This window comes from Pseudomonas crudilactis, from assembly GCF_013433315.1.
In the GTDB taxonomy this organism is placed as follows: Bacteria; Pseudomonadota; Gammaproteobacteria; order Pseudomonadales; family Pseudomonadaceae; genus Aquipseudomonas; species Aquipseudomonas crudilactis.
In genome coordinates this window covers 130691-146567 of sequence record NZ_WXVV01000004.1, presented here as the reverse complement: position 1 = coordinate 146567, position 15877 = coordinate 130691, and the positions used below count along the sequence as shown (strand labels likewise).

Here is a 15877-nt window from a genome sequence, read left to right as displayed (position 1 = left end):
TCTCGGGTTTTACACGGTCAATAAGAATCAATACCATTGCCGCCTCTTTGCCATCAGGTGACATCGCCATGCTGCTGCACATCCCCGGACTGTTCGCAAAAGACGAAGTGCAGCGCATTCGTGAGGCGCTGGAGCACGCCGATTGGGCCGATGGCAAGATCACCGCCGGCTTTCAGTCGGCCAAGGCAAAGCACAATCTGCAACTGCCCGAAGGCCATCCACTGGCCAAGGAAATCGGCGCAGCGATGCTTGAGCGGTTGTGGAAAAACCCGCTGTTCATGTCCGCCGCGTTGCCGCACAAAGTCTTCCCGCCGTTGGTGAACTGTTACACCGCCGGTGGCAGTTTCGATTTCCACATCGACAACGCCGTGCGCCAACCCAAGGGCAGTATCGAACGGGTGCGTACCGATCTGTCGGCGACGCTGTTCTTCAGCGAACCTGAGGATTACGACGGCGGCGAGCTGGAAATCCAGGACACCTTCGGCACGCAACGGGTGAAGTTGCCGGCCGGCGACATGGTCTTGTACCCCGGCACCAGCCTGCACAAGGTCAACGCGGTTACGCGGGGTGCGCGTTATGCGTCGTTCTTCTGGACACAGAGTCTGGTGCGCGAAGACAGCCAGCGCGCGCTGCTGTTCGAGATGGACGGGGCGATTCAGCAGCTTACGCAGGACATGCCTGAGCACCCTTCGCTGATCCGCCTCACCGGCACGTATCACAACTTGCTGCGGCGCTGGGTCGAGGTATGAGTTTCCAATTGCGTCGCGAGGAAGTCCTCGACGGCGAACAACTCAGCGCCATGCTCGGCGAAAGCCCGGCGCGTGCCGCGCAAGCGATTTTGCTCGCGGCGGGTCAGGGCGAGGTTGAAGCGCAGGCGCTGCTAGGCCAGATCCTGCTGGATGGCCAGGGAATCGCACAGGATCAAGCGCTGGCGCTGCGCTGGTTCGGCATCGCGGCCGGACGCGGGCATCTGATGGCGCGCAATATGCTCGGGCGTTGTCATGAGCATGGTTGGGGCATTGCGGCGGATGCGTCGGTTGCTGCGCTGCACTATCGGATTGCTGCGGAGGCCGGACTGGATTGGGCGATGTACAACCTCGCCAATCTGCTGGCGACGGGACGCGGGGTGGCGGTGGATCACCTTCAGGCGTTGGCGCTGTATCGTTGCGCGGCTGAATTGGGTCATGCGAAATCGATGAATCTGTTGGGGCGGTATCTGGAAGAAGGCCAGGTGTGCTCGGCGGATCCGGTGGCGGCGCGTGAATGGTATCGGCGCTCGGCGGAGGGTGGGGATTTTCGCGGGCAGTTCAGTTTTGCTGCAGTTTTAGCGGATGAGGGGCGGATCGATGAGGCGGTCGATTGGCTTGAGAAAGCATTGGCCGGCGGCAATCTGAATTTCTTGCGGGTGGCGAGTCAGACGTTGGCGAGTGCTGTAGATCCAAAGATTCAGGCGTTGGCTGGGCGGTATGCGCTTCGGTGCCAATAGCCCTCACCCTAACCCTCTCCCAGAGGGAGAGGGGACTGACCGAGTTGGATGTTCCAACTACACCGACCTGAGATATCCAGTCGACCTCAGGTTTTGAAAAGCCCCCGATCTGCTCCCTTTCCCCCTCGCCCCCTTGGGGGAGAGGGCTGGGGTGAGGGGGATAGATCGAAAGCACACCACAAATTTTGAAGCCAGACACGAAAAAGCCCATGACACGTCATGGGCTTTTTGCATTATGGCTTCAGCACTTACACGTAAAACGACTTCAACGGCGGAAAGCCATTGAACTCTACCGCGCTGTAACTGGTGGTGTACGCACCGGTCGACAGCCAGTACAGACGATCACCAATGGCCAGGTTCAGCGGCAGACCGTACTTGTAGTTCTCGTACATGATGTCGGCGCTGTCGCAAGTCGGTCCAGCGATGACGACTTCTTCCATCTCGCCTTTCTTCTCGGTCCAGATCGGGAACTTGATCGCTTCGTCCATGGTTTCGATCAGGCCGGAGAACTTGCCCACATCGGTGTACACCCAGCGCTCGACCGCAGTACGCGATTTGCGCGCAACCAGCACCACTTCGCTGACCAGAATACCGGCGTTGGCGATCAGCGAACGGCCCGGCTCGAGAATGATTTCCGGCAGGTCATCACCGAAATCTTCTTTCAGGAAGCGGATGATTTCTTCAGCGTAGGTTTCCAGGCTGTTGGTGCGGGTGATGTAGTTGGCCGGGAAGCCACCGCCCATGTTGATCAGCTTGAGGTGAATGCCGTCTTCTTCTTTCAGGCGCTCGAAGATCACTTTGACCTTGGCGATCGCCGCGTCCCAGACACTGATGTCGCGTTGCTGCGAGCCAACGTGGAACGAGATGCCGTAAGGCACCAGACCCAGATCGCGGGCGAGGATCAGCAGGTCCATGGCCATGTCGGTCTGGCAGCCGAATTTGCGCGACAGTGGCCAGTCAGCCGTGGTCGAGCCTTCGGTGAGGATGCGCACATAGACTTTCGAACCCGGGGCAGCCTTGGCGATGTTGCGCAGGTCGGCTTCGGAGTCGGTGGAGAACAGACGCACGCCCTTCTCGTAGAAGTAGCGGATGTCCTTGGATTTCTTGATGGTGTTGCCGTAGCTGATACGGTCGGCGCTGACGCCGCGATCCATCACTTTATCCAGCTCGTAGATCGAGGCGATGTCGAAGCTCGAACCTTTTTCTTTGAGCAGGTCGATGATCTCGACGGCCGGGTTGGCCTTGACCGCGTAGTAGACCTTGGCGAATTCGAAACCAGCGCGCAGGTCATCGTAGGCCTGGCTGATCATCGCGGTGTCGATCACCACGAACGGGGTTTCCTGTTTGTCGGCGAACGCCTTCATTTTGTCGAATGTAGCGCGCGCGAAATAGTCTTCGACCTGGATCGACATGCTGGGAGCTCCTATGGGCAAACAAGTAAAAACAATGGGTGCAAATGAACGTCCTCCGTATCCCCACTTTGGTTCGCCTACTTCCCAAGGCATGTCGCCGAAAGCAAAAAGGCCATGGGATGTGCAGCTTTCCCTTGGCCTTGCTGTCTCGTCGTCAGTACTTGAGCCGGATGGATCGTTTCCAGCATGGACGTTCGGCGCGAACTTTAGGGCGTGAGGGGCGTGAGATCAACTAAAAATGTCGCGTTTTTGCACGCTTCTGACGTGCGTCGCGTTCATTACTCTTTGTAGCCGACCGAGATGACGGGCAGATGTTCCCCGAGAATTTTCAAGTGTTAAAAATACCTGCACGTTCGTGGATTATGTCGGCTAAGTCTTGGGTAAGTGTGATGGGCGCAACATCGGCGACGTTGGCGGCGAGAGGAGGGGGTGAAGGGGATTTTGGCGGTTTCGCAAGCTGCTTGAGACAGGCTGCGCTGTTGTCAGGTGTTGAGATTCTTTTCCGCCCTGTGAATGAACAAAAAATCACCATGACCCTGTGGGAGCGAGCTTGCTCGCGAAGGCTTTTTCACAGTCGACATCGTTGTTGACTGATATTCCGCTTTCGCGAGCAAGCTCGCTCCCACAGGGTTTTGTGTTTTTACCGGTTAATCAGGCGACCACTGCTTCAGCCGGCGAGACGATACTGGTCTTCATCCCGCGCGAACGACCCGAGCTCAGATAAGCCGCAATCGACTCCTGCGTCACCTCGCCAAGGAACACCCGCTCGGCATCCATCACCGGCAACCACGCGCGATTGAACTCGTACATGCGCGACAGCAGGATGCGCAAATGCTCGTCGTACGCCGCCGTGGCGTTGAACTCACGCAGGAACTGCGCGCACGTGCCGGTCTGACGGTGCAGATCACGACGGCGCACGTAACCCAGCGCCTTGTTCTCGGCACAGGTAACCACCACGTAGCGACGGTCATGTTCGTCCATCAATTCCAGCGCATCGGCCACCGGGGTTTCCGGGCTCACCGACGGCGCGTTGTCCGCCGCATCTTCGGCTTTCACCAGCAGCAGACGCTTGAGCGTGCTGTCCTGGCCGACGAAGCTGCTGACAAAGTCGTCTGCCGGGTGCGCGAGCAGCGTGTCCGGATGATCGATCTGTAGCAGTTTGCCGGCGCGGAAGATGGCGATCTTGTCGCCGAGTTTGATCGCTTCGTCGATGTCGTGGCTGACCATGATCACGGTCTTGTTCAGCGCGCGCTGCATCTCGAAGAATTCGTTCTGGATCATTTCGCGGTTGATTGGATCGACCGCGCCGAACGGCTCGTCCATCAACAGCAGCGGCGCATCCGCCGCCAATGCGCGGATCACACCGATGCGCTGTTGCTGGCCACCGGACAACTCTCGCGGATAGCGATGCAGATACTGCTTGGGCTCAAGCTTGATCATGCTCATCAATTCGCGGGCGCGGTCGTGGCATTTCTGTTTGTCCCAGCCGAGCAGTTTCGGCACGACGACAATGTTTTCTTCGATGGTCATGTTGGGGAACAGACCGATCTGCTGGATCACGTAGCCGATGTTGCGGCGCAGGGTCACTTCATCGAGATCGGTGGTGTCTTCGCCGTTGATGAGGATCTTGCCCGAGGTCGGTTTGATCAGGCGATTGATCATCTTCAGCGTGGTGCTTTTGCCGCAACCCGATGGCCCGAGGAACACACAGATTTCGCCTTCATTGACGGTCAGGCTCACCGAGTCCACGGCTTTGACATCTTTGCCGTTGCTTTGGAAAGTTTTGCTGAGGTTTTGAAGTTCGATCATTTGAGCAGTCCTTTTGGAGTCAACGAGCGTTGCAGCCATTGGAGAAACAGGTCAGCGAAAATGGCCAGAAGACTGACCAGCAGCGCGCCGACGATCAGCATCGACATGTCACTGCGGCTGATGGAAGCGAGGATCAACACACCGAGGCCGCCGGCGCCGATGGTCGCGGCGATTGTCATTACGCCGATGTTCATCACCACGGCGGTGCGCACGCCGGCGAGGATCACTGGCACCGCAATCGGCAACTCGACCATGCGCAGGCGCTGGCCGAAGGTCATGCCGATGCCGCGCGCGGCTTCACGGATACCGGGCTCTACGCCGGTGAGGGCGAGGTAGGTGTTGCGCATGATCGGCAGCAGCGAATAAAGGAACACCGCAGTGATCGCCGGCATCGGGCCGAGGCCCTGACCGAACTTCGAGTAGAACGGCAGCAGCAGGCCGAACAGGGCAATCGACGGCACGGTCAGCAGCACCGTGGCGCTGGCCTGCAAGGGACCTGCTAGGGTCGGAAAGCGTGTCATCAGAATGCCCAGCGGCACGCCAACGACAATCGCCAGGGTCACGGCAATGCCGACGAGGGTGATGTGCTGCCAGGTCAGGTGCATCACCTGCTGCCAGTCGAGGTGGGAAAAGGCGTTCAGAAATTCCATGACTTTTCCTCCTTAGTTGAGTTGATGCTGGCGCAGGAAATCGGCAGCGACTTTCGAAGGGCTTTCGTGATCGACGTCGACCCGCGCATTGAGCTGGCGCATGGTTTCGTCATCGAACAGTTCGGCCAGCGGCTTGAGCTGTTCGGCCAGTTGCGGGTGCTTGTCGAGATAAGCCTGACGCACCACCGGCGCGGCGGTGTAGTCGGGGAAGTAATGCTTGTCGTCTTCCAGCAACTTCAGGCCGAAGGCGTTGAGGCGACCGTCGGTGGTGTAGACCAGACCGGCAAACACCTGGCCGTTGCGCAACGCCGTGTAAACCAGCCCGGCATCCATCTGGCGGATGTTCTTGCGGGTCAGGTTCATGCCGTAGAGATCGACCATGCCGATCAGACCGTCGGAGCGGTTGGCGAACTCGGTGTCCAACGCCACCAAGTGATTGGTCTTGGCTTCGGCACGCAGCACTTCGTTCAACTGGCTGATGTTGTTGATCTGCGGATATTCCTCAGCGACCTTTTTCGGCAGCGCGAGGGCGTAGGTATTGCTGAATTTCGACGGGGTCAGCCAGACCAGACCTTTTTTCGCGTCGAGTTCTTTTACCCGGGCGTAGGACTGGGCGCTGTCGAGTTTTTCGGTGACATGGTTGTAGGCCACCAGCGACACGCCGGTGTATTCCCAGAGCATGTCCAGCTGCCCGCTTTCGTGGGCGCTGCGGGCGAGGTTGCTGCCCAGACCACCGGTGACCTGCGCGTCATAACCTTTGCTGCGCAGGTATTGCGCGGTGATTTCCGCGAGCAGGGTCTGCTCGGTGAAGACCCGGGCGCCGAGGCGGATCACTGGTTTGTCGGCTGCTTGCGCGATTCCTGCGAACAGCAGAACGCAACCCGCTATCAATCCCAGAGTCGAACTAAATCGTTTCATAAATATTCCTTCGCAAGAGCCTTAAGACGGGCGCAAACCGCGTTCCAGCCAGAGGCGGCTGGCGAGGGTGACGACGCCATCGAGCAGCAAGGCCAGCAGCGCGGTGCACGCGGCGCCGAGCAGCAGTTGCGGCTGATTGTTCAGGGCGATGCCAGGGAAGATCAGGCTGCCGAGGCTGTTGGCACCGATCAGGAACGCCAGCGGCGCGGTGCCGACGTTGATCGCCAAAGCCACGCGCACGCCACCGACGATGATCGGCACGGCGTTGGGCAATTCGACTTTCCACAGCACCTGGCGCGGGGTCATGCCGATGCCGACGGCCGCTTCTTTCAGCGAACCCTGCACATTTTTCAGGCCTTCGTAGGTGTTGCGCACAATCGGCAGCAACGAAGCGAGGAATAAAGCAAAGATCGCCGGGCCACTGCCAATGCCGAGGACGCCCAGGGCAATCGCAAGCACGGCCAGCGGAGGCACGGTGTTACCGATATTGAAGATCTGCATGAAGCGTTCAGCGCGGCCGACCATGGTCGGGCGACTGAGAAAGATACCGGCGGGGATGCCCACGACCAGGGCGGCCAGCATTGAAGCGAGGACGAGAATCAGATGAGCTTGCAGGTAAAACAACAAATCGTCGCGGTAGTGTTCGATCGTGTTGATGCCGATCCAGTGGACCAGCAGGGCCAGGAGCGCGATCACCACCGCACCTCCCATCAGCCCCTTGCCATAGCGGATAGCCACAGGCGGACTCCTTTTTTTGTAGTCGGCGAACGCTCTCCCGTGTGGCATGCCATACATGGCTGCCGGGAATAAACGTTCGCGAGAAGCAGCTCCCTCAGCCCCGGCAAAAAGCGGTCTGAAAGCGAGCCATGAGCGCAGCCTCGTCAGGCTAACTTGCTGATTTTTCAGCCCCTGACGAAAATTCGTAACAGGGGATGGACGTCTCCGTGCTTTAAAAGGTTCCCATCTGCGGCAGCATTTGGCCACCCTTAATGTGCTCAACGGTTCGGTTATTGCATCGAGTTGGGCTATAATCGCGGCCCTTTTTTGAATCACCGCCAGGCGATTTCCCATGACCAACCAGGCCGCCGAAGTCGCGAAACGCCGCACTTTCGCCATTATTTCCCACCCCGATGCCGGTAAAACCACGATCACCGAAAAGCTCCTGTTGATGGGCAAGGCGATTGCAGTGGCCGGTACGGTGAAATCCCGTAAATCCGATCGCCATGCGACATCCGACTGGATGGAGATGGAGAAGCAACGGGGTATTTCCATTACCACGTCGGTCATGCAGTTCCCGTATCGCGAACACATGATCAACCTGCTCGACACCCCGGGCCACGAAGACTTCTCCGAAGACACCTACCGCACCCTGACGGCGGTGGACTCGGCATTGATGGTCCTCGACGGCGGTAAAGGTGTCGAGCCACGGACCATTGCGCTGATGGACGTCTGCCGTCTGCGTGACACGCCGATCGTCAGCTTCATCAACAAACTCGACCGTGACATTCGCGACCCGATCGAACTGCTCGACGAGATCGAAGCCGTTCTGAAGATCAAGGCCGCACCGATCACCTGGCCGATCGGTTGCTACCGCGACTTCAAGGGCGTGTACCACCTGGCCGACGACTACATCATTGTCTACACCGCCGGTCACGGTCACGAACGCACCGAAACCAAGATCATCGAGAAGCTCGACTCCGACGAGGCGCGTGCGCACCTGGGCGACGAGTACGAGCGTTTCATCGAGCAGCTGGAACTGGTGCAGGGCGCCTGCCACGAATTCAACCAGCAGGAATTCCTCGACGGTCAACTGACCCCGGTGTTCTTCGGTACGGCGCTGGGCAACTTCGGTGTTGACCACGTTCTCGACGCCGTCGTTGACTGGGCACCACGTCCGCTGGCCCGTGTCGCTAACGAGCGTACCGTTGAACCGGTCGAAGAGAAGTTTTCGGGCTTCATCTTCAAGATCCAGGCGAACATGGACCCGAAACACCGCGACCGCATTGCCTTCATGCGCATTTGCTCCGGCAAGTACGAGAAAGGCATGAAGATGCGCCATGTGCGCACCGGCAAGGACGTGCGCATCGGCGACGCCCTGACGTTCTTCTCCTCCGAGCGTGAGCAGCTGGAAGAAGCTTTTGCCGGCGACATCATTGGTCTGCACAACCACGGCACGATCCAGATCGGCGACACCTTCAGCGAAGGCGAGACCCTCGGTTTCACCGGTATTCCGCACTTTGCGCCGGAGCTGTTCCGTCGTGTGCGTCTGCGTGATCCGCTGAAGTCCAAGCAGTTGCGACAGGGGCTGCAGCAGTTGGCTGAAGAGGGCGCGACGCAGGTGTTTTTCCCGGAGCGCAGCAACGACATCATTCTTGGCGCCGTGGGTGTGCTGCAGTTCGATGTGGTCGCCAGCCGTTTGAAGGAGGAATACAAGGTTGAGTGCTCGTATGAGCCGATCACTGTGTATTCCGCGCGCTGGATTGAGTGCACTGACAAGAAGAAGCTTGAGGAATTCTCTAACAAGGCTGTGGAGAACCTTGCCGTTGATGGCGGTGGTCACCTGACTTACCTGGCGCCGACGCGGGTTAATCTGGCGTTGATGGAAGAGCGTTGGCCGGATGTGAAATTCCGCGCGACGCGTGAGCATCATTAAGCTCTGAATTGGTTGGTCCGAAGCCCTCGATGTGAAAGCATCGGGGGCTTTTTGCTTTGGTCTTGGCGGCCTGTGGGCCGACCAGGTTCTTGGGGTTTTGGGTGAATATCCGTTGCTTTGGGTGTTGCCGCTGGCGGTTTCGCTCTTACAGCGAGTCCCTTTGGCAAACGCCCCAAAGGAACCAAAGGTCTGCGCCCTGACGTTCGGCCCACTCGCTGGGGCTCGGGGTTCCTTCACTCCGGGATCGATCCGGGGGCATCGCTTCCGGTTTGCTTCGCTGCACCTCCTTTCGATGTGTTCGACTTCGTCGAACGGCGCTGCGCGCCTACCCCCGGATCAATCCCTCCACTCAGCCTGCCGACGGGCTCCAAGATCAAAAGCAGGCGAGCTGACACTCGGCCTATTGAGTGGTTAAGGGCCAAGCGGTGTTCGGCTATTGGTTTGTGTTGGGGCTGCCCCTCACCTCAGCCCTCTTCGAGGGAGAGGGAGCCGATTTGTGTGCTTTTCAGAATCTGAGTTCGACTCGGTATTTCACGTCGGCGTAGCTCTCCCAAACACCTCGGTCAGTCCCCTTTCCCTCTGGGAGAGGGCTAGGGTGAGGGGCTTTTGATCTGTTTCAGAGTCTGAGTTCAGCTCGGTATTTCAGGTCGGCGTAGCTCTACCAAACCCCGCGATCAGTCCCCTCGCCCTCCGGGAGAGGGCTAGGGTGAGGGGCTTTTGATCTGTTTCAGAGTCTGAGTTCAGCTCGGTATTTCAGGTCGGCGTAGCTCTACCAAACCCCGCGATCAGTCCCCTCTCCCTCCGGGAGAGGGCTAGGGTGAGGGGCTTTTGATCTGTTTCAGAGTCTGAGTTCAGCTCGGTATTTCAGGTCGGCGTAGCTCTCCCAAACACCTCGGTCAGTCCCCTCGCCCTCCGGGAGAGGGCTAGGGTGAGGGGCTTTTGATCTGTTTCAGAGTCTGAGTTCAGCTCGGTATTTCAGGTCGGCGTAGCTCTCCCAAACCCCGCGATCAGTCCCCTCGCCCTCCGGGAGAGGGCTAGGGTGAGGGGCTTTTGATCTTCGGCACGGTTTTATCGCGCGCAATGGCTGTAGGACGCCTCGGTTTATCGTGATCTCGATGCACTTGAACGCGACATCCAGCCTGCTGACCGTTAGTGTTTCAGCTCCACCCAAGTCGCTCTGAGAGGTCAATGGAATGACGAGTCGCCTGACTCACTTGCTACGACTGGACGGCTATTTCAGTGTAATGGCCTGGGTGCTCGGTGCGCTGTTGTTCATCAATCGCCTGAGCAGCATGGTCAAGCTGTTCATGGCGTTGTACCTGCGTCAGGAGCTGGGGCTGGCGATCGAGACCGTGGGCTGGTTGCTCTCGGCCTATGGCGCGGGGTTGCTGGTCGGTTCGATGCTCGGTGGCTGGCTCAGTGATCATGTGCGCACGGCGCGGCTGACGGCGTCGCTGTTCTTTGTTTCAGTGTGGGTGCTGATGCTGCTGGGGCTGGTCACGCAAGTGCCGTTGCTGGCTGCTTTGCTGTTGCTCAGCGGAACCAACGATGGTGCCATTCGCACGCTGCATCAGCGGCTGATCATGGAATATTGCGAAGTCGCTCAACGTTCGCGTGCGCAGGCCTTGAGCCGGGTGGCGCGCAACCTCGGCATGGCGGCCGCCGGCGTCGCGGGCGGGGTGCTGGCGCAGACCGATTTTCGCTGGGTGTTTTTCGGCAGCGCGGCGATGACGTTGTTGGCGCTGCTCTGGTTTGTTCGCACCACGTGGCAGCGGCCGGTGCTGATCAATGACAAAAAGTCCACGGATGACGCAGGTTCCGGGGTGCCGTATCGCGACAAGCCGTTCCTCTGGTTGCTGGCGGCGACGGCCGTGCTTGGCATCGCGTTTGATACGGTCTACAGCACGCTGGGCAATTACCTGCGTGATTACTATCACTTGAGCACCGAGGCGATCGGCTGGCAGTTCGGCCTCAATGCGTTGCTGGTGATCGCCCTGCAGATTCCGCTGTCGCACTGGGGCGAACGTTGGGGCATGCGTCGGCAAATGCTGCTCGGCAGTGTGTTACTGGCTTGCGGGTTGGGCATGCTGCCGTTCGGTTCCGGGCTGTTTTACGTCTGCCTGTCGACGCTGATCTGGACCTTGGGCGAGGCCTTTTTCATGCCGCCGCTGAATGTGCTGGCGATGCGCTTTGCCCAAGGCGGCAAAAGCGGTCAGTACTTTGGCCTGTTCTTTATGAGCTGGAGCGCCAGTGCGCTGTTGTCACCGGTACTCAGTGGCCAGTTGTATGGTCAATTCGGTGGTCACAGTGTGTGGCTGGCGAGTGCGCTGATGGTGTTGATTTCCATCCCTCTGACTTGGCAGGCCACGCGCGTGCGCCCGGTCGCTTAGCTGATCCGGCTATTGGCGTTATTCGAAAGCAATCTGTCTGCTGAGGGCATTTCTGCCTGCTCGTTAGCGTCCTATCTGGTGAACCCGATGGATCGGAACTAGATTTCACACAGCGCCAGTCAGGCACGAATGTCTCACCTGAAAATGGATGGAGTCGGCTATGAAAAGCAGGTTGCTACGGGTTTTATTGCTGTTGAAAGTGATGGTCATGCTGTCCCTCGGCACCGCGACGGCCTGGGCCGAGTGCGAGGATCACGATTCCCAGGCGTTCAACGGAAAGATTGGGCATAGCGGCTTGATGCTCGCCAAGTCTGAGTCCGAGCCGGGCGATCAGGACCAGGGCGGCAGTAAAGACGATGACGACTCGACCACTGACGAGCCGGACACTGATGACGACGACGGCGACAGCCAGACGTAAATCGCAGGCAAAAGAAAACCCCTTCTGCCTCGACTGATGCGCAATTGAGGCAGAAGGGGTTTGGTTAACACGTCACTCTCTTTGAAATGCGATCACTGTGGGAGCGAGCTTGCTCGCGAAAGCGGTGTATCAGGCGACATCTATGTTGAATGATCCAACGCCTTCGCGAGCAAGCTCGCTCCCACAGTGTTTTGTATCGCTCTCCAGATTTGCTTATGCCGCGCCGTCGAGGAACTGCTCGGCGTAGTGGCAAGCCACTTGCCGGCTGTCGAGCTGGCGCAACGCTGGCTCTTCAGTGCTGCAACGCTCGGTCGCATACGGGCAGCGCTTGTGGAAAGCGCAGCCCGGTGGCGGGTTCAGCGGGTTGGGCAGTTCGCCGACGATCTTGATTTTCGGCTTGTTCGGGTCCGGGTGAATGGTCGGGGTCGCCGACAGCAGCGCCTGGGTGTACGGGTGCAGCGGACGCTCGTAGATGTCGTTCTTCGGCCCCAGTTCCACCGGGCGACCGAGGTACATCACCATCACGTCATCGGCCACGTGTTGCACCACCGCGAGGTTGTGCGAGATGAACACGTACGCGGTGTTGAACTCCTGCTGCAGATCCATGAACAGGTTGAGCACCTGCGCCTGAATCGACACGTCCAGTGCCGAGGTCGGTTCGTCCGCCACCAGCACTTTCGGTTGCAGCATCATGGCGCGAGCCAGGGCGATACGCTGGCGCTGACCGCCGGAGAACATGTGCGGATAGCGCTGATAGTGCTCGGGACGCAAGCCGACCTGCTTCATCATCGCCTGGACTTTTTCGCGACGTTCGGCGGCGGAAAGGTTGGTGTTGATCAGCAGCGGCTCGCCGAGCTGGTCACCGACTTTCTGCCGTGGGTTCAACGACGCGTACGGGCTTTGGAAGACCATCTGCACGTCTTTGCGCAGTTGCTTGCGCTGGGCCTTGTCGGCGCCGGCGACTTCCTGGCCGGCGATTTTCAAGGATCCGGACGACGGATCTTCAATCAGCGTCAACGCACGGGCGAGGGTGGATTTGCCGCAGCCCGATTCGCCTACAACAGCGAGGGTCTTGCCGGCTTCCAGTTCGAACGACACGCCGTTCAGTGCGCGCACGGTCGCATGGCCCTTGAACAGGCCACGTGAGACTTCGTAGTGACGGGTCAGGTCGCGGGCGGTAAGTACGACGGCCATTACGCCACCTCCTGGTTCAGCGGGAAGAAGCAGCGGGCGAGGCTGTGGGCTTTCGGATCAAGGCCTGGACGCTGCGCGCGGCAGCTGTCCTGCACGTACGGGCAGCGTGGCGACAGCAGGCAACCCTGCGGACGGTCGTAGCGGCCCGGAACGATGCCCGGCAGGGTCGAAAGACGTGCGGCGCCGAGGCTGTGCTCGGGAATCGCCTTGAGCAGTGCTTCGCTGTACGGGTGCGCCGGGACGTCGAACAGTTGCGGCACCTGACCGACTTCAACGGCTTGGCCGGCGTACATCACACAGACGCGCTGGGCAGTTTCAGCCACGACCGCGAGGTCGTGGGTGATCAGTACCAGGCCCATGTTCTGTTCTTTCTGCAACGCCAGCAGCAGATCCATGATCTGTGCCTGAATCGTCACGTCCAGCGCAGTGGTCGGTTCGTCGGCGATCAGCAGTTTCGGCTCTCCGGCAATCGCCATGGCGATCGCGACGCGCTGGCTCATACCGCCGGACAGTTGATGCGGGTAGGCGTCCATGCGGCTAGCGGCGCCGGGGATTTCGACTTTTTCCAGCAGTTCGATCGCGCGTTTACGCGCTTGCTTGCCGGACATTTTCAGGTGCAGGCGCAGCACTTCTTCGATCTGGAAACCGACGGTGTAGCTCGGGTTCAGCGCGGTCATCGGGTCCTGGAACACCATCGACAAGTCTTTGCCGACGATCTGCCGACGCTGACGGTTGCTCAGCTTGAGCATGTCTTTGCCGTCGAAGCTGAGCGAGTCGGCGGTGACGATGCCGGGATGCTCGATCAGGCCCATCAGCGCCATCATGGTCACAGATTTACCCGAACCCGACTCGCCAACGATGGCCAGCACTTCGCCTTTGTCGACTTTCAGGTCGAGGCCATCGACGACGGGGGTCGCGGTCTTGTCGCCGAAGCGAACGTTGAGATTCTTGATTTCTAGCAGTGACATGGGAATCTCCTCAGGCGGCGTTCTTGAGTTTCGGGTCCAGCGCATCGCGCAGACCGTCGCCCATCAAGTTGATTGCCAGCACGCTGAGCAAAATGGTCAAACCAGGCAGGCTCACCACCCACCATGCGCGTTCGATGTAGTCGCGGGCCGAGGCCAGCATGGTGCCCCACTCAGGGGTTGGCGGTTGAACGCCAAGGCCGAGGAAGCCCAACGCAGCGGCATCGAGAATCGCCGAAGAGAAGCTCAGAGTCGCCTGAACGATCAGCGGCGCCATGCAGTTCGGCAGCACGGTGATGAACATCAGACGCGGCAGACCGGCACCGGCCAGGCGCGCGGCGGTCACGTAGTCGCGGTTCAGTTCGCCCATCACGGCCGCGCGGGTCAGACGCACGTAGGACGGCAGCGAAACCACAGCAATGGCGATCACGGTGTTGATCAGGCCAGGGCCGAGGATGGCGACGATCGCCACCGCCAGCAGCAGCGACGGCAGGGCCAGCATGATGTCCATCAGACGCATGATGGTCGGGCCGATCATCTTCGGGAAGAAACCGGCGAACAGACCCAGTAGGATCCCCGGAATCAGCGACATGACGACCGACGACAAACCGATCAGCAGCGACAGGCGCGAACCCTGGATCAGGCGTGACAGCAAGTCGCGACCGAGTTCATCGGTGCCGAGCAGGAACTGGATTTGCCCGCCTTCCAGCCACGCCGGCGGCGTCAGCAGGAAGTCACGGTATTGCTCGCTCGGGTTGTGCGGGGCGACCCACGGCGCGAACAGTGCGCAGAAAATCACCAGCAGCATGAACAGCAGGCCGGCAACCGCGCCCTTGTTCTTCGAGAAGGCTTGCCAGAATTCTTTGTACGGTGACGGGTACAGCAGACTTTGATCCGCGTTGGCGGCGGTGGCTACTGAGGATGTTGGAGTGCTCATGGTTATGGACCTCAGCGCTGATGACGGATGCGTGGGTTGGCAAAGCCGTAGAGGATGTCCACTACGAAGTTGACCAGAATCACCAGGCAGGCGATTAACAGGATGCCGTTTTGCACAACCGGGTAGTCCCGGGCGCCGATGGCTTCGATCAGCCATTTACCGATGCCGGGCCAGGAGAAAATGGTTTCGGTCAGTACCGCACCGGCCAGCAGCGTGCCGACTTGCAGGCCGACCACGGTGAGTACCGGAATCAGTGCGTTACGCAGACCGTGCACGAACACCACGCGCGACGGCGACAGGCCTTTGGCCTTGGCGGTGCGGATGTAGTCTTCGCGCAGCACTTCGAGCATCGACGAACGGGTCATCCGCGCGATCACCGCCAGCGGAATAGTGCCGAGCACGATGGCCGGCAGGATCAGGTGATGCAGGGCATCGAGGAACGCGCCCATGTCGTCGGCCAATAGCGTGTCGATCAGCATGAAACCGGTGCGTGGCTCGATGTCGTAGAGCAGATCGATCCGCCCGGATACCGGGGTCCAGCCCAGGCTCACCGAGAAGAACATGATCAGGATCAGGCCCCACCAGAAGATCGGCATCGAATACCCCGCGAGGGAGATGCCCATCACCCCGTGGTCGAACAGGGATCCTCGCTTGAGTGCCGCAATCACCCCGGCCAGAAGGCCCAGAATGCCGGCGAACAGCAGGGCGGCCATGGACAGTTCCAGGGTCGCCGGGAAGAGGGAGGTGAACTCGGTCCATACGCTTTCACGGGTACGCAGGGATTCGCCGAGATCGCCGTGGGCCAGTTTGCCGATGTAGTCCAGATACTGGGCATACAGTGGCTTGTTCAGACCTAGGCGTTCCATTGCCTGAGCGTGCATTTCGGGGTCGACCCGACGTTCGCCCATCATCACTTCCACGGGGTCGCCCGGAATCATGCGAATCAACGCGAAAGTCAGCAAGGTGATGCCGAAAAACGTGGGGATCAACAACCCCAGTCGGCGGGCAATAAAACTAAACATCTTGTGTGGTACCTCATCAGCCG

General features: G+C 59.6%; 14 protein-coding genes. 5 read left to right on the top strand and 9 right to left on the bottom strand.

Translation table 11 applies throughout. The features are described 5' to 3' along the window. Positions 1 to 68: 68 nt before the first annotated feature. Positions 69 to 749 (top strand): Fe2+-dependent dioxygenase, encoded by a 681-nt coding sequence (locus tag GTU76_RS06370; RefSeq protein WP_180698265.1) that lies wholly within the window; start codon positions 69 to 71, stop codon positions 747 to 749. Further along, positions 746 to 1486, top strand: coding sequence for a tetratricopeptide repeat protein (locus GTU76_RS06365; RefSeq protein WP_180698264.1), 741 nt, complete (start codon positions 746 to 748; stop codon positions 1484 to 1486). Before GTU76_RS06370 ends, GTU76_RS06365 begins: the two co-directional genes overlap by 4 nt. A gap of 248 nt (positions 1487 to 1734) precedes the next feature. On the opposite strand, the gene GTU76_RS06360 is transcribed toward GTU76_RS06365, so the two are convergent. From GTU76_RS06360 to GTU76_RS06340, 5 genes are all read right to left on the bottom strand, one after another. Then, positions 1735 to 2898 carry a type III PLP-dependent enzyme gene (locus GTU76_RS06360; RefSeq protein WP_016986476.1) on the bottom strand — a complete coding sequence of 388 codons (1164 nt, stop codon included), beginning with the start codon at positions 2896 to 2898 and terminating at the stop codon, positions 1735 to 1737. Positions 2899 to 3549: 651 nt separating this feature from the next. Continuing rightward, entirely contained in the window at positions 3550 to 4707 is a 1158-nt protein-coding gene (locus tag GTU76_RS06355) for an osmoprotectant ABC transporter ATP-binding protein OsmV (RefSeq protein WP_016986352.1), read from the bottom strand. Continuing rightward, entirely contained in the window at positions 4704 to 5357 is a 654-nt protein-coding gene (locus GTU76_RS06350; protein ID WP_007915307.1) for an ABC transporter permease, read from the bottom strand. The genes GTU76_RS06355 and GTU76_RS06350 overlap by 4 nt, the downstream gene beginning before the upstream one ends. 12 nt (positions 5358 to 5369) lie before the next feature. Then, positions 5370 to 6275, bottom strand: a complete 906-nt coding sequence (locus GTU76_RS06345; RefSeq protein WP_180698263.1) for a glycine betaine ABC transporter substrate-binding protein — start codon at positions 6273 to 6275, stop codon at positions 5370 to 5372. Between the two features lie 21 nt (positions 6276 to 6296). Next, the gene (locus GTU76_RS06340; RefSeq protein WP_169844036.1) at positions 6297 to 6986 is read right to left on the bottom strand and encodes an ABC transporter permease; all 690 of its coding nucleotides are present in this window, start codon (positions 6984 to 6986) and stop codon (positions 6297 to 6299) included. A 358-nt stretch (positions 6987 to 7344) separates the two neighbouring features. Between GTU76_RS06340 and GTU76_RS06335 the strand changes: the two genes are divergently transcribed. The 3 genes from GTU76_RS06335 (at position 7345) to GTU76_RS06325 (ending at position 11736) form a co-directional block, all read left to right on the top strand. Beyond that, positions 7345 to 8928: a peptide chain release factor 3 gene (locus tag GTU76_RS06335; protein ID WP_016986350.1), complete on the top strand. Its 1584-nt coding sequence runs from the start codon at positions 7345 to 7347 to the stop codon at positions 8926 to 8928. A 1193-nt stretch (positions 8929 to 10121) separates the two neighbouring features. After that, positions 10122 to 11318 carry an MFS transporter gene (locus tag GTU76_RS06330; protein ID WP_180698262.1) on the top strand — a complete coding sequence of 399 codons (1197 nt, stop codon included), beginning with the start codon at positions 10122 to 10124 and terminating at the stop codon, positions 11316 to 11318. 160 nt (positions 11319 to 11478) lie between these two features. Beyond that, positions 11479 to 11736 carry a hypothetical protein gene (locus GTU76_RS06325; RefSeq protein WP_016985405.1) on the top strand — a complete coding sequence of 86 codons (258 nt, stop codon included), beginning with the start codon at positions 11479 to 11481 and terminating at the stop codon, positions 11734 to 11736. 213 nt (positions 11737 to 11949) lie between these two features. Here GTU76_RS06325 and GTU76_RS06320 read toward each other — a convergent pair whose 3' ends face one another. Genes GTU76_RS06320 through GTU76_RS06305 form a run of 4 tightly spaced genes read right to left on the bottom strand, consistent with a single transcriptional unit; the run spans position 11950 to position 15854 of the window. Continuing rightward, on the bottom strand, positions 11950 to 12930 hold the full coding sequence (locus GTU76_RS06320; protein ID WP_007917625.1) for a peptide ABC transporter ATP-binding protein: 981 nt from the start codon (positions 12928 to 12930) through the stop codon (positions 11950 to 11952). Beyond that, the gene (locus tag GTU76_RS06315) at positions 12930 to 13898 is read right to left on the bottom strand and encodes an ABC transporter ATP-binding protein (protein WP_016985406.1); all 969 of its coding nucleotides are present in this window, start codon (positions 13896 to 13898) and stop codon (positions 12930 to 12932) included. The genes GTU76_RS06320 and GTU76_RS06315 overlap by 1 nt, the downstream gene beginning before the upstream one ends. Positions 13899 to 13908: 10 nt before the next feature. Further along, positions 13909 to 14832: an ABC transporter permease subunit gene (locus GTU76_RS06310; RefSeq protein WP_016985407.1), complete on the bottom strand. Its 924-nt coding sequence runs from the start codon at positions 14830 to 14832 to the stop codon at positions 13909 to 13911. 11 nt (positions 14833 to 14843) lie between these two features. Beyond that, positions 14844 to 15854, bottom strand: a complete 1011-nt coding sequence (locus GTU76_RS06305; protein WP_007953665.1) for an ABC transporter permease subunit — start codon at positions 15852 to 15854, stop codon at positions 14844 to 14846. Positions 15855 to 15877: the final 23 nt, after the last annotated feature.

Excerpts from the sequence above, each read along its gene's own strand:
- GTU76_RS06370 (WP_180698265.1), top strand. The coding sequence starts at position 69 with ATGCTGCTGCACATCCCCGGACTGTTCGCAAAAGACGAAGTGCAGCGC.
- GTU76_RS06365 (WP_180698264.1), top strand. The coding sequence starts at position 746 with ATGAGTTTCCAATTGCGTCGCGAGGAAGTCCTCGACGGCGAACAACTC.
- GTU76_RS06360 (WP_016986476.1), bottom strand. The coding sequence starts at position 2,898 with ATGTCGATCCAGGTCGAAGACTATTTCGCGCGCGCTACATTCGACAAA.
- GTU76_RS06355 (WP_016986352.1), bottom strand. The coding sequence starts at position 4,707 with ATGATCGAACTTCAAAACCTCAGCAAAACTTTCCAAAGCAACGGCAAA.
- GTU76_RS06350 (WP_007915307.1), bottom strand. The coding sequence starts at position 5,357 with ATGGAATTTCTGAACGCCTTTTCCCACCTCGACTGGCAGCAGGTGATG.
- GTU76_RS06345 (WP_180698263.1), bottom strand. The coding sequence starts at position 6,275 with ATGAAACGATTTAGTTCGACTCTGGGATTGATAGCGGGTTGCGTTCTG.
- GTU76_RS06340 (WP_169844036.1), bottom strand. The coding sequence starts at position 6,986 with ATGGGAGGTGCGGTGGTGATCGCGCTCCTGGCCCTGCTGGTCCACTGG.
- GTU76_RS06335 (WP_016986350.1), top strand. The coding sequence starts at position 7,345 with ATGACCAACCAGGCCGCCGAAGTCGCGAAACGCCGCACTTTCGCCATT.
- GTU76_RS06330 (WP_180698262.1), top strand. The coding sequence starts at position 10,122 with ATGACGAGTCGCCTGACTCACTTGCTACGACTGGACGGCTATTTCAGT.
- GTU76_RS06325 (WP_016985405.1), top strand. The coding sequence starts at position 11,479 with ATGAAAAGCAGGTTGCTACGGGTTTTATTGCTGTTGAAAGTGATGGTC.
- GTU76_RS06320 (WP_007917625.1), bottom strand. The coding sequence starts at position 12,930 with ATGGCCGTCGTACTTACCGCCCGCGACCTGACCCGTCACTACGAAGTC.
- GTU76_RS06315 (WP_016985406.1), bottom strand. The coding sequence starts at position 13,898 with ATGTCACTGCTAGAAATCAAGAATCTCAACGTTCGCTTCGGCGACAAG.
- GTU76_RS06310 (WP_016985407.1), bottom strand. The coding sequence starts at position 14,832 with ATGAGCACTCCAACATCCTCAGTAGCCACCGCCGCCAACGCGGATCAA.
- GTU76_RS06305 (WP_007953665.1), bottom strand. The coding sequence starts at position 15,854 with ATGTTTAGTTTTATTGCCCGCCGACTGGGGTTGTTGATCCCCACGTTT.